The 21046-nt window shown below is 63.2% G+C and carries 15 protein-coding genes, 1 tRNA gene and 1 pseudogene; 7 read left to right on the forward strand and 10 right to left on the reverse strand.

Annotation, left to right across the window (positions count from 1 at the left end):
• Positions 1-18 precede the first annotated feature (18 nt).
• On the forward strand, positions 19-1551 hold the full coding sequence (locus J3E64_RS07260; protein WP_253341469.1) for a hypothetical protein: 1533 nt from the start codon (positions 19-21) through the stop codon (positions 1549-1551).
• A 20-nt stretch (positions 1552-1571) separates the two neighbouring features.
• On the opposite strand, the gene J3E64_RS07265 is transcribed toward J3E64_RS07260, so the two are convergent.
• The 7 genes and pseudogenes from J3E64_RS07265 to J3E64_RS07295 all read right to left on the reverse strand — a co-directional run bounded on the left by J3E64_RS07265 (position 1572) and on the right by J3E64_RS07295 (position 10361).
• Positions 1572-2843: an MFS transporter gene (locus J3E64_RS07265; protein ID WP_253341471.1), complete on the reverse strand. Its 1272-nt coding sequence runs from the start codon at positions 2841-2843 to the stop codon at positions 1572-1574.
• 23 nt (positions 2844-2866) lie between these two features.
• On the reverse strand, positions 2867-5272 hold the full coding sequence (locus tag J3E64_RS07270) for an FAD-dependent oxidoreductase (RefSeq protein WP_253341472.1): 2406 nt from the start codon (positions 5270-5272) through the stop codon (positions 2867-2869).
• 72 nt (positions 5273-5344) lie between these two features.
• Positions 5345-5989: a TetR/AcrR family transcriptional regulator gene (locus J3E64_RS07275; RefSeq protein WP_253341474.1), complete on the reverse strand. Its 645-nt coding sequence runs from the start codon at positions 5987-5989 to the stop codon at positions 5345-5347.
• Between the two features lie 640 nt (positions 5990-6629).
• Positions 6630-6806: pseudogene (locus tag J3E64_RS20650) on the reverse strand (ATP-binding protein); the annotation flags it as partial.
• A gap of 635 nt (positions 6807-7441) precedes the next feature.
• Positions 7442-7517 (reverse strand) — tRNA-Ile (locus J3E64_RS07285).
• A gap of 33 nt (positions 7518-7550) precedes the next feature.
• The gene (locus J3E64_RS07290) at positions 7551-8588 is read right to left on the reverse strand and encodes a polysaccharide deacetylase family protein (RefSeq protein WP_253341476.1); all 1038 of its coding nucleotides are present in this window, start codon (positions 8586-8588) and stop codon (positions 7551-7553) included.
• Between the two features lie 48 nt (positions 8589-8636).
• A complete protein-coding gene (locus tag J3E64_RS07295; RefSeq protein WP_253341478.1) occupies positions 8637-10361 on the reverse strand; it encodes a HAMP domain-containing sensor histidine kinase in 1725 nt (574 codons plus the stop codon).
• 201 nt (positions 10362-10562) lie between these two features.
• Between J3E64_RS07295 and J3E64_RS07300 the strand changes: the two genes are divergently transcribed.
• Positions 10563-11036: an Lrp/AsnC family transcriptional regulator gene (locus tag J3E64_RS07300; RefSeq protein WP_253341480.1), complete on the forward strand. Its 474-nt coding sequence runs from the start codon at positions 10563-10565 to the stop codon at positions 11034-11036.
• A 15-nt stretch (positions 11037-11051) separates the two neighbouring features.
• On the opposite strand, the gene J3E64_RS07305 is transcribed toward J3E64_RS07300, so the two are convergent.
• Both J3E64_RS07305 and J3E64_RS07310 read right to left on the reverse strand, forming a co-directional pair.
• Positions 11052-12302 carry a lipopolysaccharide assembly protein LapB gene (locus J3E64_RS07305; protein ID WP_253341482.1) on the reverse strand — a complete coding sequence of 417 codons (1251 nt, stop codon included), beginning with the start codon at positions 12300-12302 and terminating at the stop codon, positions 11052-11054.
• Between the two features lie 100 nt (positions 12303-12402).
• Complete coding sequence (locus tag J3E64_RS07310) at positions 12403-13674, reverse strand: hypothetical protein (protein WP_253341484.1); 1272 nt, start codon at positions 13672-13674, stop codon at positions 12403-12405.
• A gap of 263 nt (positions 13675-13937) precedes the next feature.
• Here J3E64_RS07310 and gyrA point away from each other — a divergent pair, with 263 nt between their 5' ends.
• Complete coding sequence (gene gyrA, locus J3E64_RS07315) at positions 13938-16628, forward strand: DNA gyrase subunit A (RefSeq protein ID WP_253341486.1); 2691 nt, start codon at positions 13938-13940, stop codon at positions 16626-16628.
• Positions 16625-16972 carry a DUF952 domain-containing protein gene (locus tag J3E64_RS07320; RefSeq protein WP_253341488.1) on the forward strand — a complete coding sequence of 116 codons (348 nt, stop codon included), beginning with the start codon at positions 16625-16627 and terminating at the stop codon, positions 16970-16972. The genes gyrA and J3E64_RS07320 overlap by 4 nt, the downstream gene beginning before the upstream one ends.
• A 10-nt stretch (positions 16973-16982) precedes the next feature.
• On the opposite strand, the gene J3E64_RS07325 is transcribed toward J3E64_RS07320, so the two are convergent.
• On the reverse strand, positions 16983-18101 hold the full coding sequence (locus J3E64_RS07325; RefSeq protein WP_253341490.1) for a glycosyltransferase: 1119 nt from the start codon (positions 18099-18101) through the stop codon (positions 16983-16985).
• Between the two features lie 45 nt (positions 18102-18146).
• Here J3E64_RS07325 and J3E64_RS07330 point away from each other — a divergent pair, with 45 nt between their 5' ends.
• From J3E64_RS07330 to trpB, 3 genes are all read left to right on the forward strand, one after another.
• The gene (locus J3E64_RS07330) at positions 18147-19025 is read left to right on the forward strand and encodes a lysophospholipid acyltransferase family protein (protein WP_253341492.1); all 879 of its coding nucleotides are present in this window, start codon (positions 18147-18149) and stop codon (positions 19023-19025) included.
• Positions 19026-19058: 33 nt separating this feature from the next.
• The gene (locus J3E64_RS07335; RefSeq protein ID WP_253341494.1) at positions 19059-19703 is read left to right on the forward strand and encodes a phosphoribosylanthranilate isomerase; all 645 of its coding nucleotides are present in this window, start codon (positions 19059-19061) and stop codon (positions 19701-19703) included.
• Positions 19704-19802: 99 nt separating this feature from the next.
• Entirely contained in the window at positions 19803-21044 is a 1242-nt protein-coding gene (gene trpB, locus J3E64_RS07340; protein ID WP_253341496.1) for a tryptophan synthase subunit beta, read from the forward strand.
• The last annotated feature ends 2 nt before the right edge of the window (positions 21045-21046 follow it).

The following is a 21046-nucleotide window of genomic DNA, read 5'->3' on the forward strand; positions in this document are numbered from 1 at the left end:
CGCCAAAGGAAGGTCGATATGCGTAACTTCGCCGGAGCAATGATCAGCGGCCTGGCTCTGCTGGCCGCAGCATCGCCATCCGTGGCGGCATCCCCCCGGCAAACGCCGGTCGCCGCCGCCGAAAGCGCGGACGTCGCGGTCACCCGCCACGCCATCACGCTGCGTGACGGGCGACGGATCTCCTATACCGCCCGGGCTGGTTTCCTGCGGCTGGTGAACGACGCGACGAGCGAAGAAACCGCCCATGTCTATTTCGTCTCCTATACTGCGGACCAGCCCGCCGGCGCGGCGCCCCGCCCCGTCACCTTCACCTTTCCCGGCGGCCCGGGCAGCGCCGCGACGCTCAGCCGATCTGCGCCGCTCGTAACGGAGGCGCGCAACGGACGCGCGCAGGTCATCGACAATCCCGACAGCCTGCTCGGCGCAACCGACCTTGTCCTCATCGATCCGGTCGGCACCGGCTACAGCCGCATGACAAAGCCCGAATTCGCGCCGCTTTTCTACGGCATCAAAGCGGATCGCGATGCGCTGGTGGAGGTCGTGCGCCTGTATCTGCAACGGTTCCAGACGACCGATGCGCCGATCTTCTTTACCGGCGGAAGCTGGGGCAGCGTGCGGTCGATCCTGGTCGCCGACGCGGCGATCGACCGGGGCATCCCCGTGCGCGGGATCATGGTATCAGCCGAAGGCGCCAGCCTGTCGATCACCGGATCGGAAACCTATTATGCCAACCTGATCCCCGGCTTCGCGGTCATCGCGCAGGCGCACGGCAAGCTGCCCGCCGACCTTCAGGCCGATCGGGCAAAGGCGATCGCGGAGGCGAAAGCATGGGCATTCGACAGCTATCTGCCCGCCATTGCGAAGGGAAACCTGCTGCCGGCGCAGGATCGCCGCCGGTTGGCGGTGGAGATGGCGCGCTATTCCGGCCTCAAGCCCGAGGTGATCGAACGATATGGCCTGAAGATCGGCGCGGAGGCGTTCACCAACGAACTGCTGCGCGACGAAGGCAAGTCGGTCGGTTTCTACGACACGCGGATCGCCGGTCCGCTCCAGACGAGCGCCTATGACCCGACTCGCGACCCGTCGCTGATGGCGCGGGGCAGCGCCTATCCCAGCCTTGCCGAACGCACATTGCTCAACCGCACGCTCGGCATGACCTCAGACAGTTATTATGCCGGGCCGTTCGGCGGCGGGTGGCCGGTACGCGCAGGCTTCGACGACTGGATGGCGGTCAAATGGGGTATGGGGCTGGAACAGGTACCCGTCGGCCTCGGCGTCGACATCATTTTGCCCGCCTTCCAGCGCATCATTGGAAAGGGCGTGCACGCCTTTTTCGGGCAAGGTCTCTATGACTGGGCCTGTTCGCCCTTTGGCGTCGATTATGTGCGATCGCAGCTGCCCGCAGACCGGGCGGAGCAGATGACGGTTGTGCATTATGAATCGGGACACGGCGTTCCTGCGGTTCAGTTCGCCAAGGATGCCACCGCCTTCATCGGCCGGACATTACAGGCGCCGGCTCCGCCGATGCCGCACCCCTTGATGGGCGAATGACAGGCTGGTCCGTGTCCGCGTCAGCCCTGCCCGGTTCCGGCGCGCTCCAGGTCACCGGGCAAATGCCGCGCCGCCGCCCAATAGTGCCACGCTGCCCAAAATCCCGTCAGGCTGGTCCCCACCAGCACCCAGCGTAGCGATTGCGCCGGGTCGGCAAGATGCGGGCCAAGCAGATCGGACAAAGCCCCGATGGCGAGCGGCGCGATGAGGAGATTGGCGACGTTGGCCGAGAAAACGATAAAGGCGCAGGTCTGCGATCGCATCGTTGCGGGCACCAGGTTGGTCGCCAGCGCCAGCGTCGGCCCAATATAGAGATAAATCATCGGCACAAACAGCCACATGGCAGCCGTCGCGACGATGGGCGAGGTGGTGACATAGGCGAGGATCGACGGAAAAGTGGGCAGGATCGTCGCGATCGCCACGAAGCGCGTCTGCCAGCGCGGGTCGCACGCCTCCAGCCATTTCATGACCCAGGCCGTGCCCAGAGTGACCGCCGCTCCGCCGATGACGTGCATCCATCCCAGCAGTTCGCCGCACTGTTGCACGGACATGCCGTGACTGCGGATCAGGAAAGCGGGTGTCCACCAGACCAGCCCCCAGCCCCAGAAGGTGACGACCGTGGCGCCGGCCAGCACATGGAGCAGCGCGGGCTGGCGACGGACGAACGCGATGGTGGCGCTCAGGCTCACGTCCGCAGCGGGCGGGATGTCGTCCAGCTGTCCGCGCCGCGGCTCCCGGACCGTCAGTCCGACCAGCAGCGCCACGGGCAGGCCCAGCGCGCCGAACACGATCAGCACCATGCGCCAGCCATGATGGTCGGACAGATAGCCGCCAAGCGATGAACCAAGACCCGCGCCGAGCGCCGCGCCCAGCGCGAACAGGGTCAGAGCGAAGCCCCGCGCGCGCGGCGGAAACTTGTCTGCCAGCAGCGACTGACAGGGCGGCGTGCCCCCCGCCTCGCCGATGCCCACGCCGATCCGCACGACCAGCAACTGCCAGAAACTGTGCGTCATGCCGCAGAGCGCGGTCAGCGCCGACCATATGGCGAGGGAGACGACGATCATCCGCTTGCGGCTGTAGCGGTCGGCGAGCAGGCCGAGCGGGATGCCGGCAGTGACATAGAAGACCGCCATCGCCGCGCCGGTGAGCAGACCTACCGCGCCGTCGCTGAGGTGGAACTCCGCCTTGATCGGCTCGATCAACGTCGACACAACGAAGCGGTCGGCGATGTTGAGCGTGTAGACCAGCATCAGCACCGCCAGCACATACCAGCGGTCGCGATCGATCCGCATTGGCACTGGCTGCGCTGCCGCAATCATCCCCGCGCCAGCCTGTTTTCCGGATCGTAAAGCCCGCCCTCCACAATCCGCGCGGGCTTGCGTTCGCCCAGGATCGACACCTCAATCGCCGCGCCGGCTTCCACCATCGCCCGGTCGACATAGGCCATTGCCAGACTGGCGCCCGTGCGATGACCATAGCCACCCGATGTCACGAAGCCGACACGCTCCTCACCCTGCCAGACCGGTTCGTAGCCCGCCGCGTCGGCATCGTCCGCATCGACCTGCATCAGCACCAGCACCTGCGTCGAGGGCGCAGCGCGCGCCGCCAATGCGGCCTCGCGACCGATAAAATCGCCCTTGTTGAAGGCGACGAAGCGATCGAGACCACTCATCGCAGGGGTATAGTCACGGCTGAACTCGCGGCTCCAGATGCCGAAGCCCTTTTCCAGCCGCATCGAATTGAGCGCGTGCAGCCCGAAATCGACGAGCCCGAACGCCGTACCCTCCTGCTCGATCGCAGCATAGACGGCTGATAGGCTTGTTGCAGGCACATAGATTTCGAACGCCAGTTCCCCAGAAAGCGAAAGCCGCGCCACGGTCGCCGGCGCGAAGCCGACATCCCCTTCGCGTACCGCCATGAAGGGGAAGGCGGCGGGCGACAGGTCGATGCCCGTAACCCGTTGCAGCAGCTCGCGCGATCGCGGCCCCGTCAGGATCAGACCGCCCAGTTCAGCGCTACGATTGCGGATCGTCACGCCCTCGCCCGCCAGATGTTCCGCAAACCAACGGCCATGCCAATTCTGGAGATAACCCGATCCGAACAGCAGGAAGCGGTCCTCGGCCAGCCGCATCAGCGTCAAGTCACCCATCAGCCGGCCGCTTTCCCCCAGAAGCGGCGCCAGGCGGATGCGGCCGACCGAAGGCAGGCGATTCGCGATCAGCCGGTCGAGCGCCTGCGCAGCGCCTGGCCCGCTCACCTCATATTTGGCGAAGGATGAGCTGTCGAACACGCCCACGCCTTTGCGCACAGCAGCCACTTCGCGGCCCACGGCGTCGAAGGCGTTGGAGCGCTTGAGGGTCGGCGTCTCGACCGGCGCTTCGCCTTCCAGCGCGAAATAGAGCGGCACTTCTAGCCCGTAGCTGACGCCGAACACGCCGTTCTTGGCCTTCAGCCTGTCGTAGATCGGGTCGACGCGGCACACGCGACCACCTGGCCAATATTCATTGGGATAGGCGAGCGTGAAGCGATTGGAATAAAATTCCTTGGCCTTGTCTGCGACATAGGTGGGCGTCGCATAGTCGCCGAAGCGTGCGACATCCATTGCGAAGATATCGACTTCGGGCTCGCCCTCGATAATCCACTGCGCTAGCGACAGGCCAACGCCACCACCCTGCGCGAAGCCTGCCATCACCCCACAGGCCGACCAATAGTTGGGCACGCCAGGCACGGGTCCGACCAGCGGATTGCCGTCCGGCGTGAAGGTGAAGGGACCGTTGACGATGCGGCGGATACCCGCTTCGGCCACCGCAGGGAAGCGCGCATAACCCTTGATCAGCGCATCGCTCAGCCGCTCAAGTTTGGGTTCCAGCAATTCGGTTTCGCCATAATCCCAGGGCGTGCCCGCGACCGCCCACGGTGTCGCCTCCTTCTCATAGACGCCGACCAGCATGCCCTTGCGCTCCTGGCGCATGTAGATTTCCGCGTCCAGGTCCACGATCAGCGGCAATTCTCTGTCCAGCTCCGCGATCTCGGGCAGGTCGTCGGTCAGAAGATAATGATGCTCCATCGGCACTAGCGGCAGCGACACACCCACCATCGCGCCCATCTCGCGCGCCCACAGACCGGCCGCGTTCACAACATGCTCAGCTTCGATCTCACCCTTGTCGGTGATGAGCCGCCAGCTGCCCCGGCCCGTCGGCTTCAAGTCCATGACGCGGGTGTGACGATAAATCTCCGCGCCGGCCTTGCGAGCGGCCTTGGCATAGGCATAAGTGACGCCGGATGGGTCGACATGCCCTTCGTGCCGGTCATAGATGGCACCATAGACGTCTGCCACGTCGATCAGCGGGCAAAGCCGCTTGATCTCCTCCGGCCCGATCAGCTCGGTCTGCAACCCCAGCACGCGATGTCGTGCGAAGTCCGCGCGCTGGAAATCCCAGCGCGCCTGCGTGGCTGCGATGTTCAGGCCGCCGGTCATGTGCATGCCGACATCCTGCTCGGATAGCGCCTCGATCTCCTTGTAGAGGCTGATCGTGTAGCTTTGCAGCTTCGCGATACCCGGATCGCTGTTGAGCGCATGAAAGCCCCCCGCCGCATGCCAGCTCGACCCCGAAGTCAGCTCCTTGCGTTCGATCAGCGCGACATCGGTCCAGCCCAGCTTGGTCAGATGGTAAAGAATGCTGCACCCGACGACGCCGCCGCCGATCACAGCAACACGCACATGGCTCTTCATACTCGGTCCGTCTTTCATGTAAGGGAGATCGGCGTCGCGGCATCTGCAGTGCCTTGTTGGCTATTCCTTGCTCCGGCGTACCGTCCGCGGCTTCGTATCGGCCGGAGTCTCGAACCCGGTCAGGATACGATAATATATGTCGACCAGCCCGGCGCGCGTGGGCGTGGCTTCTTTCATGCCCAGCGCATAATAGCCGATCTGGTGGAAATAGGTGATCCGCGCCCGGACGAGCGCCTCATTCTCTTCATAGCCGGCGTCCAGAAACAGCCGGCGCAGGGCATCCATGCGGATGTCGTCGACGGTATGGACGACGTCCGCGACCTTGCGGGAGGTCAGCGCCCAGTTGCGCACGGCAGTGTCGTAATCCGGGTTGAAGTCCTTCTCGTCGATCCACAGGCGAATGAGCGCGCGATAACGCTCCGCCGGCGTCCCGGGCCCGCTGATCGCGGCCAGGAAGGGCGTGGTGTTGCTGGCCCGCCAATCCTTGAGCAACTGGTCAAGCAGGTCGGCGCGGCTCTTGAACCGCCAGTAAAACCCGCCGCGCGTCACGCCGCAAGCCTTCGCCAGCCGGTCGATCTTGACCGCCTCCACTCCCTCGGCGATGAGCGTTTCCTTGGCAACCTTCAGCCAATCCTCGGTCGATAGCGCGTTGCGAAGTCCTTCCGTTTCGGCGGCGACTTCGTCAGCGGCACCCGCTGCTGGCACGTTGATGGCGCCCGATCGGGTGCTGACGGCAGGTGAAGGCGTTTTCGGAACTGCAGAGATTGACCTGCGAGAACGACCGTTCGCTGGCAGGGCCGGAATATCGGGGATGGAAGAGCGAGGCATGCAGCCACGATACACATATGTATTCTGGCGACAAGATGTCTTTTCGATAATCGACCAGGCAACCCAGGGAGTAGGTCGCTGTCCGCAACGAGCGCCCACGAAGGGTAATTGGTCAACCTTTCATGTTCTCCCGATTGCTGGCCTACGTAAGGCGGGATCAGGGTGACACACGCTGGGAGTCCGTCCGACAATGTCAGGCCGGGATAATCGCCGACGGAACATGGCCGTGTTTTGGCCCGGAATAGGCAAGCTCGCAGCCTTTGACGAGGGTAACATGGCCATCGATCAGTCAAACGATCCTCGTATGACTGATCAGACGGTTGGTCAGCCCCATCTGTCATCTGGAATTTGTCCGCCGCCAACACTAATGGCGCAGACTGCTGATTGCTGCTGAGAAGTGACTTGGGGTTTTCATCGAGAAGTGACACACCTTTGCGATTATGGTTAGAGTTTCATCGGTGGGTGAAGATGGGGTTTTCTCCTTCCTGGTTTTGGGCTGCTGGGGGAGCTGTTTGAGCCGGAAGTTGTCGTTGCCGGTTTCCCCGGTGTGACATTGATGGGTGAGCCGATCGAGGAGCGCGGTGGTCATCTTGGCGTCACCGAACACGGTGGCCCATTCGCTGAAGCTCAGGTTGGTGGTAATGATGACGTTGGTGTGCTCATAGAGTTTGCTCAGCAGCAGCGCACCGCCTGACGAACCACCACTATTAGGAGCTTTGAGACGAAGGTAAGTCGAAACCAATCTCAGTTGATGTATTTCGGGGTGAGAGCAGAAACCGGGATGGGGCCTGCTGCAGTCAGAATGTCGAGCCGGTCGCGCAAACGCCGAATGTCGGCTCCGGTCAAGACCTGCAATTCGACACGTCACACGGCAATGTCCGCAAAGTCCCATGACTGCTTACACGATCACTGAACTACCGCCGATATAACCGACAGGGTAAGGGATTCAGGCAATCCGTGACAGCGCCTGCAGCGAAAGATGCCTTGTGGCACGCATTTAGGGGTATCGGAGCAATTATACCCCCCAATTTCTCCACAGTTTTGGGGAATCCCTCACGAGACCATACGCAACTCTCGGCGAGCAGCCATCGCTCCAGAATATTTTGAAAAAACAAGTGGATATAAGGAATATCGCTTTGTTCGCCGATACCCCCATTCTGAAAGCCGATGCCCCCACAAATACCCCCAACATGTGGTCGGGGGCATCTATCGATAGAGCAAAATCTCTGCTCAAGAGATTGACAATAAAGGATTTTATAGAAAAATCGGTTGATCGAAGGTCAACCTAAAATCCTTCTAAGTTATTGATTTTATTGATTTTTAAAACGTTGGTGGGCCCGGCAGGACTCGAACCCGCAACCTAGCCGTTATGAGCGGCCAGCTCTAACCATTGAGCTACAGGCCCCACCCGTTTGGACAGACGCGGGATTAGGCACCCTCACGCTGCTTTGCAAGCCTCCCCGCGCACAGGTGCGGCGGCGAGCAACTGGTCGAGGCTGACCGGCGCCACCCCCCGTTTCGCGAGATGGTTCAGCACGGTATCCCACCATGCGTAGAATGCTATTCGATCCGCTTCGCATCGCACATAGGGCGTATGGCCCGGCTCTAGCGTGGGCGAATGGAAACTGAAGTTGAGGACGCGCACCCCTTCCTCGATCAGTGCATCGATCGCGGCAATCGCCTCCGGCGCCGATATGCCCTCAGGCGTGAGCGGCACGCGACTGAGCATGCGCGCCCGCGCCAGCGCTCCGGCAAGCGGTCCCATTCCCTGTGCCGCGCGGTACAGCCGCTCGCCACCGCCGCGAAGCAATCCGGTGAAAGCCGTCGACAGCGGCAATTCCATCAAGGCGCGGGTCGGACCCGCCCAGTAGGGATTTTGCGGCAGGCCGGAAAAATCCGGACCGTGCTGCGCACTGTAGTCGAACCGGCTGCGAACAGAACTGTCGAGCCGGAATCCGGCGGCTTCCAGCAGCCGTGCACTATTTGGCCCGACGCCGTACCGACCGGCGCGATAGGCGATCGGCCGGCGGCCGAAGCGCTGTTCGATGCGGCGGCACAATGCCTCCAGCTTCGCCCGCTCGATCGTTTCCGGCAGGAACCCGGCATAGCTGTTGGGCGCGTTTACATCCTCCACATGCGGCGGGTTGACCCACGGATGCAGATGCGCACCGATGTCGGCCGCGCCATCGGTCACCCATTGACCCATGAGGGCCGCGGCGGCGTCATTGTCGACCACGGGATAATCGGTGACGTAGACCGGCTTTACGCCCGCTGCCGCGAAAAAGGCCTGCCCGCGTGCCAGACCGTCGATTGCCGTCACGCCGTGGCCAGTCCGGCTGAACGGCGCGTTCCAGTCAAATTCCTCTTCGGTGTCGACAAAGAGCATGAAGCGCGTGCCGAGCGACGGGTCCAGCACGATCATGTCCCGGTCCAGCGGCTGTTCCAGCAGATTGCCGTCATGATGAGAAGCGGTCATAGCCCTTCCCTAGCGTCCAATGGTTGCCAGAGCGTTTCCTGCGCACGGTCAGGCGCTGTCGGCAGCTCCGTCACTGGCCAACGCCGCCGGGAGCACCAGCAGGAATCGTCCGGCCTCAACCTCCAGGCAGCCGCCGCCGGCAGACGCGAGGCCTCGAATCAGGCGAAGGGAGAAACCGAGGCCCAACAGCGGACCGTCAACCCAGTCACCATCAGCGTCATAGCCCGGATCGAACAATTGCGCCTCGTCCATGCCTGTCAGACTGGACGGTCGATCGATCGCGAGCACCACGCGCCCTTCCCCGCCGTCAGGCCGAAGCCAGCAGGCACCGGTCAAGGCCTCGTCCTGGGGGGCAACCGAGATGAGGGTGCGCAACAGATGCTGTACCATGCGCTCGCCCTGTACAGGATCCAGCTTCGCCTGCGGCAGATCGCGCGCAATCGCAATGTCGATCCGCGGCGCGCCGACTCCGCCCTGTTCGCGGAACCGCGCGGCGACCTGCGCAACAAGCAATTCGAAATCAATCGGACGGGGATTTGATTCCCGGTCAGCCCGCGACACCCTGGCGGCCAGGTCCAGATCATCGAACGCGGCCAGCAGGTGCCGCGCATCCACAGCGATATTACCGGCCATGCCACGATATTGCGGACCGGCCGGCCCAAACAATTCCTGCTCGATAATCTCCGCAAAGCCGAGGATGGCGTTTAGGGGCGTCCGCAATTCATGCACAAGTTGCCGCAGCGAATCGGCGGACAGGCCGGTCAGGGCGGTAGGCGCAGCCGCCGGTTGCGCGGCGACTTCGTACAGATAGGGTCGGCGCGCCTGTCCCCTATAGCCCTGGAAACGCCCAGACGCCGGATCGAAAAACGGACTTGCGGTCATGCGCCACTCCCCCGCCATCGCGCCTCCGACGATCGTAAAACGACCATTCTGGAAACCACTGCGCCGGGCAAAGGCCCCTGCGACATGACCATCCGGCCCACTATCGCCGCCCAGTCCCGCTTCGCCGAGCGACAGACCGATCAGCGCCGCGCGGGGGCCTGCGTCCACCCAGCGCACAACGCCCGCCGCGTCGGTTTCGAACGCGAAGGCACGAACTGCGTCCATCGGCGGCGCTTCATAGCCCGAAGCCGGGGATGCAGGCGGCCGACGTTCGCTGGTGAAGCGGGCGATCCGTTCGACGAGCGCGCGTATTTGTCCGCCGTCGCCGGCCGGGGCGTCGGCCTTTTGCATTGGCAGCGCATTGGAGCGAGGCGTTTGCGTCGGCGCATCTGGCGCCACCACGGTCAGCAACAACGCATCGTCGGCCTGGTGCTGACGATCCGTGGTCAACACCAGATCGGCCGGGCCGAACGCTTCGAGCGCCTGCATGGCCTTGATGCCCATGTCACGACGGCCGCGCAACACCCCGCGCGCCGTCGGGGAAAGGCCGGGCACCAGGGAAGCCCAATGCTCATCGGGCAATTGCGCGCGCGCCATAGCCGCAGCGGCGATAGACGGACGGTCGTCCGAGAAAAATGCCGCCAGCGTAGCCGAGCGTAAACGCGTGCCAAGTTCGACGACCGTCGCCATGCGCTGTGTTTCCGACACTTTGGGACGTAGCGCATTCAACCGGTCAAGCAGCGCTGCGCGATCTGCAGCCGCCATCGGCGCACGGTCGGCACGGTCGTGCTGCGCCAGCAGGTCGACGCATTGGCGCCACAACGTCACAGCGCCCAGCTCTGCGCGGTCATCACCCGCCAGTACCGTTTGCATCAGATCGTTAAAGCGCACCGAAAATCCCCATTTGCCGCGCTATGCGGCTCGCGCCGATGGCGCCGCCTGCTGTCATGTGTCTATCGATAGGCTCGGGCGCGGCAAAGGGAAAGGGTCGCGATCACGATAGAATCGAGACGTTGCATAGTGGGACAATTGCATTGCCCTGAAATATAATTATGGTGTCGCGCACTAACAGGACAGGAAATAAGCTGAATAATGGCCGGCCCGAATATCGACGACATCGACCTGCAGATTCTGGGAGAGTTGCAGGACAATGGCAGGATGACGAATGTGGAATTGGCCCGAAAGGTGGGCCTGACCGCTCCGCCCTGCCTACGCCGCGTGCGCGCGCTTGAAGAAGCCGGAGCCATCACCGGCTATCACGCCGTGGTGGACCCGGCCATATTGGGATACACGATCTCGGTCTTCGCGATGGTCAGCCTCAAAAGCCAGGCCGAAGCCGATCTTAAAGCTTTTCAGGACCATGTATCGGCTCTTCCGGAAGTGCGCGAATGTCACATGCTGAACGGTGAGATCGATTTCATCCTTAAGGTGGTGGCGAAGGATCTACAGAGTTTTCAGCAATTCCTGACGTCGAAGCTCACTCCAGCGCCCAATGTCGTCAGCGTCAAGACGTCACTGACTATAAGGACCGCCAAGAATCTGCCGGGTGTACCGTTGCCGGTGTGAGAATAGCCGGTGGCTTCAGGCTGCCAGTTTTCCGTTCTGCTGCGCCACCCAAACCGACCAGAAGCCTGCGACGCTGGCCCAGTCGCCTTGCTGCGCCTGCGCCAGTGCCGCCTGCGCGCCGGACAGGTCACCGGAACGTGCGAGCGCCATACCCAGCCGGGCATTGACGCGCGTGACGTCTACGCCACCCTTGGCCAATGCGTCCCGATAGTGGGTTACCGCCTGCGGGAATTGCCCGAGCGAGACGTAATTGTCGGCCAGTGCCAAGGCTTCCTTGCCGCTTGACGCAGTTGCCGCCTTTTTTGCCAGCGCCGGCAGGCCAGCCATCTCCTTGGTCGCCTTGGGGGTCACGGCCTTTAAGAGCTGCGACGTGACGGACTGGGTGGGTGTCAATTTGCCGGACTTCCGCCCGGCCTCGATGATCGCCTTCGCCTCGGCATAATAGCCAGCTTTTTCGGCGAGTTGCGCGTATGACTGATAATCGCGCTCGCTTGCCATCGCGCCATTGGCCGCCTGAAGTCGATACAGGTCAAGCTGGGCCTGTGTTTCCAGACCCGATGCCGACAGATAATTGGTCAGAGCCGACCGCCAGTCTTCGCGGCTGGACGCGCGCTGCAATCTTTCCCGGTATAGCTGCCCCATATCCGCCCAGTCGCCAGCCAGATATGCCATGGAAATGGCCTTATCGATCCAAGGCAGGGGTATGTCCTTGCCGGCGGCGCGCTGGCGCGAGAGGGTTTCGCGGACCAGAGGGCGGGCATCCTTGGGCTTGTTGCGGCGCATGGCGATGTCCGCACGCAGCATCATTGCGTCGGCTTCGTCATACCCCAGCGTTCGCGCATAGTCGAGTTGCGCGAGCGCATCGTCATAATTGCCGACGGCAAATGACAAGTAGCCCGCGATGAAGCGCAGTCTGGGAGCGTCGCTCCGCGGCAGGGCGCTCGTCTTGAACATGTCTGTCAGCGCAAGGCGCTGTGCCTGCACATCGCGCCGTTGGGTGGCCAGTTCGAAGCGCAGGCCAGCCGCCACATAGGCTTCGAAATCGGATGCCGGCATCAGCCCGGAAATACGGGCATTCGCGTTTGTCAGGTCACGCGCCCGCAGCGCACTTTCCGCCGCCTGCACCTGGGTACGGAAATTGTCCGACATCATGATCGGTGGCCCCGCAACGAGCGGCCTTTTCTTAGCCGCGACGGGCGCCGCCACGATCAACGCGACCAACAACGCCGCCGAACCGTAGCGCACCGAACCCTTCAAAACCGTCATGTCTTCCGGCGCTCCCCACCTGCCCGGCCGCGATATCACGCAGCCGATCATTAGAGAGCCGGCCGCGGCTGGCAGCCGGCTTCCCCATCAAATCCGCCTGTCAGGCGCCCTTGCTACCCAGATAGGCCAGCCACAAACCGGCTATCTGCTTGCGCGCGCCGCCCTGCACCGCCTCGAAAGCGGCCTTTGCGCCGGCATTGTCGCCGCTCAACATCTTTGCGATACCCAGCCGGGTGTTCACCTCGTCATTGTCGACGCCACCCTTCTGCTTTGCGGTTTCGAACAGGACAGCCGCCTTGGCATAGTCGCCATAGCCAAGATAGGCGTCCGCAGTCGCAGCCGCGATCTTGCCGGTCGATGCCTTCTGCGCGTCGGCTTCGGCCGACGGCAAGGATGACTTGTCGCTCGCGATCTTCGCGATGGCTGTCTGATAGGTATCGCCGCCCTGGGTGGCATTCAGCACGCCCTTGGATCGCCCCTTGTCGATCACGCTCTTCACTTCACCATATATGCCGGTTTTCGAAGCCATTTCAGCATATTCGGTGAAATCGGCGCCAACGACCAAACCGTCCGACGCCCCCAACAAACGAAGCACGTCAAGATTTTCGCGGCTCGTGATATTGGGATTGGCACGCTGGAACAACCTAACGAGCGTCCGCAAATTCTGTCCGCTAGGTTCCGCCTGATAGGCCATCTTGGCCCAGTCGGTGATTTCCGGCAGCTTCGCCGCGTCCGCCCGGCTCACACCGATCTGATACCATTGGGCGGGCACCTGTTGGCCCGACGCCTTCATTGCTTCCGCACCGGCTTTCAGCGCGGCGAGACCCTGCTGGGTATACCCACGCGCGGGATCCACGGCTGTGTTACTCGTGCCCGCTTTACCGAAGTAAGCCTGGGCAATCAGCGGATTGACCTGTTCGGCCTTGTATCCGGCCGCCAGCGCCGCCTGGGCGCGCTGAAGCGCAACGTCGTAATTCTTGGCGTCCAGCGCACCGCTCGCCGCGAAAAAGTTGAACTGTCCTGCCTGCTCCGGCGGCGTCAAGCCGCTGTCGAGCATCTGGTTGAGCGCTTCGATCTTGCCCGGTTCGTCCTTGGCAGCGATGGCGGTATTGAGCTTGATGGCGCCGATCTGATATTTGTCATCGTTCGATTTCGCCTTGGCGTCCGCATCCGCCAGAGCCGCCTTCGCGCCGGCGAAATCCTGCTTTTCGGTCGCCTGTTGTGCGGTCTGGAGCGATTTGATCACTTCGGGCGAAACATTCAGCTTCATGCCCTTCTTTTCTTCCTTCTTTGCGGCAGAGGCAGGTGCCGTGACAGCACCGCCCGTCAGCGCCAGTGCGAGCGCAAGCGCCACCGGGGTAACAAAACGCATGATCCTCATCTCCTTTGCGCGCCTGACAGGGGGGCTCAGGCGACCTTTCCGTTGAACGCCGATTAGGGGCCGGCGCGTGAACACGCTTTGAACAAGCCTAAATGGCCGTAATTTGCAACTGTTAAGCGCTTGCTCTGTTCCGCGCGCAGCCGCAAGCGCGTGCGCCATCACTCCCGCATTCGCACGCGCGCGAGGGGTGACAGATTTGTTTCGCTGGGCTAGTGCTGCGGGATCATATTGCATCATCCAAAAAGAGAATCGCCTTGACCGACGAGACCGCCCTCGCCGACCCTTCGGACATCAGCCCCATCTCCATCGTGGACGAGATGAAGGCGAGTTATCTCGACTATGCCATGTCGGTCATCGTCGCCCGCGCCCTGCCGGACGTGCGTGACGGATTGAAGCCTGTCCATCGCCGCATTCTCTTCTCGGCCCAGGAATCCGGCTTCGTCTACAACCGCCCCTATCGCAAGTCCGCGCGCCTGGTCGGCGAGGTGATGGGTAAATATCACCCGCATGGCGACAGTTCGATCTACGACGCATTGGCGCGCATGACCCAGGACTGGTCGATGCGTGTGCCGCTGATCGACGGTCAGGGCAATTTCGGCTCGATGGACCCCGATCCGCCGGCGGCCATGCGCTACACCGAGGCACGCCTTGCCAAGGTCGCTGGTGCCCTGCTGGAGGACCTCGACAAGGATACCGTCGATTTCCAGCCCAATTACGATGCATCGGAAAGCGAACCGCAGGTATTGCCGGCCCGTTTCCCGAACCTGCTGGTCAACGGCGCGGGCGGCATCGCGGTTGGCATGGCGACCAACATCCCTCCGCACAATCTGGGCGAGGTGCTGCGGGCCTGCCTCGCCTATATCGACAATCCGGGGATCACGACCGACGAGCTGATCCAGATCGTTCCAGGCCCGGATTTTCCGACCGCCCCGCTGATCCTGGGCCAGTCGGGGGCGCGTAGCGCCTACCACACCGGACGCGGATCGATCATGATGCGCGCGCGGCACGATGTCGAGGAAGGGCGCGGCGATCGCCGTTCCATCGTCCTGACCTCAATTCCCTATCAGGTCGGCAAGAACGGCCTGGTCGAAAAGATCGCCGAGGCCGCCAAGGACAAGCGGATCGAGGGTATCAGCGACATCCGAGACGAATCGAGCCGCGAAGGCGTGCGCATCGTCATGGATCTGAAGCGCGACGCCACGCCCGAGGTGGTGCTGAACCAGCTGTGGCGCAATACGCCGGCGCAGTCGAGTTTCCCGGCGAACATGCTCGCGATCCGGGGCGGACGCCCCGAGTTGCTGGGCCTGCGCGAGATCATCGAGGCGTTCGTTAAATTCCGCGAGGAGGTAATTACCCGCCGGACCAAGTTTGAACTGAACAAGGCGCGGGACCGCGCGCACATCTTGCTGGGCCTGGTCGTCGCGGTCACCAATCTGGATGAGGTGGTGAAGATCATTCGCGGTTCGGCCAGCCCCGCCGACGCCCGCGAGGCGCTTTTGGCGCGCGAGTGGCCGATCGGCGAGATCGCACCCTATCTGCGCCTGGTCGAAGCGATCGAAACGGAGGTCGACGGCGACGTCTACAGGCTGTCCGATATCCAGGTCCGTGCGATCCTCGACCTGCGGCTGCATCGACTCACCGCGCTGGGCCGGGACGAAATCGGCAAGGAACTGGCGGAACTCGCCGAGGCCATCGCCGAATATCTCGCCATTCTGGGCGATCGCGTCAGACTCTATGCGGTGATGCGCGAAGAACTCGAAAAGATCGAAAGCGAGTTCGCCACGCCGCGCATGTCAGAAATCACCGCCGCCGCCGACGGCATCGAGGACGAAGATCTGATCGAGCGGGAAGACATGGTCGTGACGGTGACCATGCAGGGCTATATCAAGCGCACCCCGCTCGAAAGCTTCCGCGCGCAGGCGCGGGGCGGCAAGGGCCGATCGGGCATGGCGACCAAGGATGAGGATGCCGTCACAGAATTGTTCGTGACGTCCACCCATACGCCGGTTCTGTTCTTCTCGACCGTGGGCAAGGTCTATCGCATGAAGGTTTGGCGTTTGCCCGAGGGCGGGCCGGCGACGCGGGGCCGCCCGATGGTGAACCTGCTCCCGCTGGGGCCGGGAGAAACGATTTCCACCGTCCTGCCGCTTCCGGAGGACGAAGCGGAATGGAGCGCGCTGCACGTCATGTTCGCCACCGCCAAGGGATCGGTGCGCCGCAACAGCATGGACGCATTTGCCAATGTGCCTTCGAACGGCAAGATTGCGATGAAGTTCGAAGGCGACGATGAAGATGATCGCCTGATTGGTGTCGCGCTGCTGGACGAGAGCGACGATGTGCTGCTCGCCACCCGCACCGGCAAGGCCATCCGCTTCCCGGCAGACGACGTGCGCGAATTCCAGAGCCGCAATTCGACCGGTGTGCGCGGCATCCGACTGAGCGATGGCGACGAGGTCATATCCCTGTCGATCCTGCATAAGGCCGGCATCGTCGACCAGGATGAGCGGGAGGATTATCTGCGCCATGCTCCGTGGAAGGGTGAGGACGCCGACCGCGCACCGCGCCGGATGGACGATGCCCGCTATGACGCGTTGAAGGGCAAGGAACAGTTCATCCTGACCGTCTGCGCCAACGGCTATGGCAAGCTGAGTTCAGCCTATGAATATCGACGGACCGGCCGTGGCGGTCAGGGCATCACCAATATCGACAATATCGGCCGCAACGGGCCGGTGGTGGGCAGTTTCCCGGCGACGCGCGGGGATCAGCTGATGCTGGTCACGGACCAGGCGAAGCTGATCCGGATGGGTCTCGATTCACTCCGTGTCATCGGGCGCAATTCCGCCGGCGTCCGACTGTTCAACGTGGCCGAAGATGAGCATGTGGTGAGCGCCGCCAAGATCGAGGAGACCGAGGCGGAGGAGGTTGCCCCGGGCGAGGAGGCATGAGCGACCTTTTCGCCTACAAGGTCCTGACCGCCGGGCAGTATGAACAGTTCAAGGCTGATGGGCTTTTCAAGGGCGCGCCGGTCGACATTGCCGACGGATATATTCACCTGTCGACCCGCGAGCAGGCGGCCGAAACGGTTGCCCGGCATTTCGCCGGGCAGGATCGGCTGGTGATGCTGATGGTCGACCTTGCCCCGTTCGGCGACGCGGTGAAATGGGAAGTGTCGCGCGGCGGTGCGCTGTTTCCTCATCTTTACGCCGACCTGGCGTCGAGCGCGATCGCGGGCAAGGTCATACTGCGCATCGGCGACGATGGGCGGCACCAGTTTCCGGCGGGCTTCTAGCGCCCACCTGTCAAAGCTTGGCCCGTTTCATCCGGACAACCCGACCGCGCTTCACCTGATAGTCCCAGCCCGCCCAGCGGATGCGACGGGATGATGCCGCGACAAGCTGCACCGCCAGATGCGCCCAGATCACGACGAAGGGCGCCGCCATGTCCCAGGCGAGCGAACGGCGCGCCGCCTTCGCCTGCTGCGGCTCAAGCACGCGGCCGACGATGCGCCACCGCACGCAGGCCCGCGCCCACGCAGCGGAATAGCCGACGGCAATCGACACCCAGCCGCCTGACACCAGGGCCCATCCCCAGCCCGCAGCCTGCATGGCGACGACTCCGGTCGCCAGCGACCACATGCCCACGCTGTTGGTGACGATATGGCGATATTGCCGTACACCGAAGCCGAACAGGTCGGACGTCTTTCCCGCCAGCGGACTGGCGACCAGAAGGTCGCGTACCGGCCTTAGCCGCAGGCCGGCGTGCCACCCCGCCAGACCGATGGCCATGTCGTCGGAGAGCCTCCCGGCCAGCACGTCATCCAGTTCCAGCCTGCCCGCCACATCGCGCCGCAACGCCATTGCTCCACCCCAGGGCATGGTCGCGCTCGCAAAGCGGGGCAGCGTCGCCAGTTGCATTTCCACGGCCCCGACCAGCATCGCCATGGACGTGGCATCGGGCAGCAGCAGGCGGTATCCGGTGGTGATGTCAGCCTTTCCCCTGTCCAATGGGAAGAGCAGGCGGCCGAGCAAGCGTGCCGGCGGCTCAATGTCGGCATCGATGAAGACGAGGAACCTGTCCTCCGGGCGGAGCGCGCCAAGCGCTGCGCGAATCTTGTGGACCTTCTGCCCCTCGTCATCGGCCACGCCCGCGCGCACGATCCGCACACGTCGCCCTTCCCTTTCGGCCAAGGCTTCGGCGGCCGGACACGTCCCCGAAGTCGCCAGCAGAAGATCAAAGGTGGGCGTCTGTCTATCCAGCCGTTCGATCAGGGCGTCGCCGCCATCCCAATCGTCCCGCACGCTCAATATCACCACCACCCCGTCGGGTGCGGCCTCCTTACGCTCGGTGGGCAGATGACGCAGATAATTCAGCACACCGAGCAACGTCAGCCCCTGAAGGACAATCCAGACCCAGATCATGCGTGCCCCTTTACCGCCTCACCGGCTGCTGTATGACTCCGCGCCATGCTCTCCAACCCCTTTCTCTTCCTGCTGCTCCGGTTGTTGCCCGCGTCGCTCGCATCATGGATCGGGGGACGGCTGTCCGTCCGCTTCGCACGGCCGCGCATGAAACTGCGCGACGCGCGTGCCCGGGCCAATCTGGCCTTGTTGCGTCCGGAACTGACCGAGGCGGAGCGCGAGCGGATATTGACGCGACGTTGGGAAAATGTGGGCCGCACGCTCGCCGAACTGGCCAATGTCGACCGGCTGGTGAGCCCGCGCCATGTCCGCGTGCTGGACGAACCGGGCTATCGCTCCGTGCTGGAGATGCCTGGGCCGATGATTTTCGTTGCCCCGCATATCGGCAATTGGGACCTGATGGCCGCCCATCTGAAGGACGCCATCGACCGGCCGCCGCTGGGCGTATATGACCCGCCCGATAATCCCAGGATCGCCGCCCAGCTTAAGAAGGCGCGGCAAAGCTATATGGGCGACGCGATTACCGGCGGGGGCGGAGCCGCGCGCGCCATCCTGCGTCACCTCGCGCGGGATCAGGCTATGCTCTACATCCTCCTCGACGAACGGCGCGATGGTCAGGTGTGGTTTCCCCGGTTCGGCCGCGATCTGCCCCCGTCGGGAAATCTGGCATTCGCGCTCAAACTGGCGCGCAAGGCCGGTGCGCGGCTGACCCCGTTCTACCTCGTGCGAACAGGTGGGCCGCACTTCGAACTTCACTGGCACGCGCCGCTCGATCCAGGATCGCAGGACGACGAGACCATGGTGGCTGCCATGGATGCCTTCCTGGGCAAGGCCTGCATCGCCCACGCCGACGAATGGCTTGCGCTGCAGGATATGGACCTGACCGTGCCGAACCATGCTCCGGTCCTTTCTGCGGCGATGTGACTTTGCGCCACATCCCGGTTAAAGCGCCACGCCATGCCTAGACTCGCGATCAAGATTTGCGGACTTTCCACGCCGGATACCGTCGGCGCGGCGGTGCGGGCGGGTACGAGCCATGTGGGGTTCGTGCATTTTCCCAAGAGCCCCCGCCATGTCGACCCCGAGCAGATCAGGGCGCTGGCTGCCGCGGTGCCTGCCCATGTCGAGCGCATTGCCGTCGTCGTGGATCCGGACGACGCCCTGATCGCGCGGCTCGTCGATACAGGCGCGCTGTCCGCCATCCAGCTTCACGGCAAGGAAAGCGTGGAACGGGTTGCCGCCATCCGCCAACGCTTCGGGTTGCCGGTCTGGAAGGCGATACCCGTCAAGACCGGCCAGGATGTCGATCGCGCCCGGGACTATGCCGGTGTGGCGGACCGCGTTCTGTTCGACGCCAAGACGCCTGAAGGCGCAGCGCTGCCCGGCGGCATGGGCCTCCGCTTTGACTGGACGCTGTTGAAAGAGAGGACCATGTCTACCCAATGGGGCCTTTCGGGCGGGCTTGACATAGACAATGTCTGCGACGCGATCCGCATTACGCAGGCGCCGTTGATCGACGTTTCTTCCGGCGTGGAGGACGCGCCCGGCATCAAGAGTGTGGACAAGATCATGACCTTCTGCAAAGCGGTATCCGCATGTTGACGCAGACTCTCTTGCTCGCGCGTGTCGAAGGACGATGGCGCTGATCGCTTCCTGACCATCGAAGCGAATGCCCCGTCCTGTCCCGGAAAGATTCATGTCATGACCGATAGCCTGACCTTGCCCAACAGCCTGCGAAGCCAGCCCGACGCCAGCGGCCATTTCGGCGCGTTCGGGGGACGTTATGTCGCCGAAACATTGATGCCGCTGATCCTCGAACTGGAGAAGGTCTATAAGGCGGCGAAGGCCGACCCCGCCTTCGACGAAGAGATGGCCGAGTTACTGCGTACCTATGTCGGCCGTCCCAACCCGCTTTATTATGCAGGTCGTCTGACCGAGGCGCTGCGGGCGCAGGCGCCTGCGGGCAAGGGCGCCAAAATCTACCTGAAGCGCGAGGAACTCAACCACACCGGCGCGCACAAGATCAACAATTGCATCGGCCAGGCACTGCTCGCCCGCCGCATGGGCAAGAGAAAGGTCATCGCCGAAACCGGCGCAGGCCAGCATGGCGTCGCCACTGCGACGGTCGCTGCGTTGTTCGGCATGGAATGCAAGATTTTCATGGGCGCCAAGGATGTGGAGCGGCAAAAGCCCAACGTCTTCCGCATGAAGCTGCTGGGCGCGGAGGTAGTACCGGTTCATTCCGGTTCCTCGACGCTCAAGGATTCCATGAACGACGCGCTGCGCCATTGGGTGTCGAACGTCCATGACACATTCTACATCATCGGTACTGCCGCCGGTCCGCACCCCTATCCCGAGCTGGTCCGCGACTTCCAGTCGATCATCGGCAAGGAAATCCGGACACAGATATTGGAAGCCGAGGGCCGTCTGCCCGACATGCTGATCGCGCCGGTCGGGGGTGGTTCCAACGCCATCGGGATGTTCCATCCATTTCTGGACGATCCGGAAGTCGCGATGATCGGCGTCGAGGCAGCGGGCGAAGGGTTGGACGGAAAGCACGCGGCATCGCTGGCGGGCGGCACGTCCGGCATCTTGCATGGCAACCGGACCTATCTGCTTCAGGACGAGGACGGCCAGATCACCGAGGCACACAGCATATCGGCAGGCCTCGACTATCCCGGCATCGGTCCCGAACATAGCTGGCTGCACGAGATCGGCCGGGTGAAATATGTACCGGTTACGGATGACGAGGCGCTGGCGAGCTTTCAGACGCTGGCGCGGCTGGAAGGGATCATCCCCGCACTCGAATCCGCGCATGCTGTCGCCGCTGCCGAGCGGATCGCCCCGACGCTCGATGCGGGCAAGGTGATCGTCATCAACCTCTCGGGCCGGGGGGACAAGGATATTTTCACGGTCGCCGACGCGTTGGGAGCGGAGATGTGACG

This window comes from Sphingobium sp. OAS761, assembly GCF_024168485.1.
Lineage (GTDB): Bacteria > Pseudomonadota > Alphaproteobacteria > Sphingomonadales > Sphingomonadaceae > Sphingobium.

Bases quoted from the DNA above. Each gene is read 5' to 3' on its own strand.
- J3E64_RS07335 (WP_253341494.1), top strand. From the start codon at position 19,059: ATGCCTAGACTCGCGATCAAGATTTGCGGACTTTCCACGCCGGATACC.
- J3E64_RS07290 (WP_253341476.1), bottom strand. From the start codon at position 8,588: ATGACCGCTTCTCATCATGACGGCAATCTGCTGGAACAGCCGCTGGAC.
- J3E64_RS07300 (WP_253341480.1), top strand. From the start codon at position 10,563: ATGGCCGGCCCGAATATCGACGACATCGACCTGCAGATTCTGGGAGAG.
- J3E64_RS07265 (WP_253341471.1), bottom strand. From the start codon at position 2,843: ATGCGGATCGATCGCGACCGCTGGTATGTGCTGGCGGTGCTGATGCTG.
- J3E64_RS07330 (WP_253341492.1), top strand. From the start codon at position 18,147: ATGCTCTCCAACCCCTTTCTCTTCCTGCTGCTCCGGTTGTTGCCCGCG.
- trpB (WP_253341496.1), top strand. From the start codon at position 19,803: ATGACCGATAGCCTGACCTTGCCCAACAGCCTGCGAAGCCAGCCCGAC.
- J3E64_RS07310 (WP_253341484.1), bottom strand. From the start codon at position 13,674: ATGCGTTTTGTTACCCCGGTGGCGCTTGCGCTCGCACTGGCGCTGACG.
- J3E64_RS07325 (WP_253341490.1), bottom strand. From the start codon at position 18,101: ATGATCTGGGTCTGGATTGTCCTTCAGGGGCTGACGTTGCTCGGTGTG.
- J3E64_RS07260 (WP_253341469.1), top strand. From the start codon at position 19: ATGCGTAACTTCGCCGGAGCAATGATCAGCGGCCTGGCTCTGCTGGCC.
- J3E64_RS07320 (WP_253341488.1), top strand. From the start codon at position 16,625: ATGAGCGACCTTTTCGCCTACAAGGTCCTGACCGCCGGGCAGTATGAA.
- J3E64_RS07305 (WP_253341482.1), bottom strand. From the start codon at position 12,302: ATGACGGTTTTGAAGGGTTCGGTGCGCTACGGTTCGGCGGCGTTGTTG.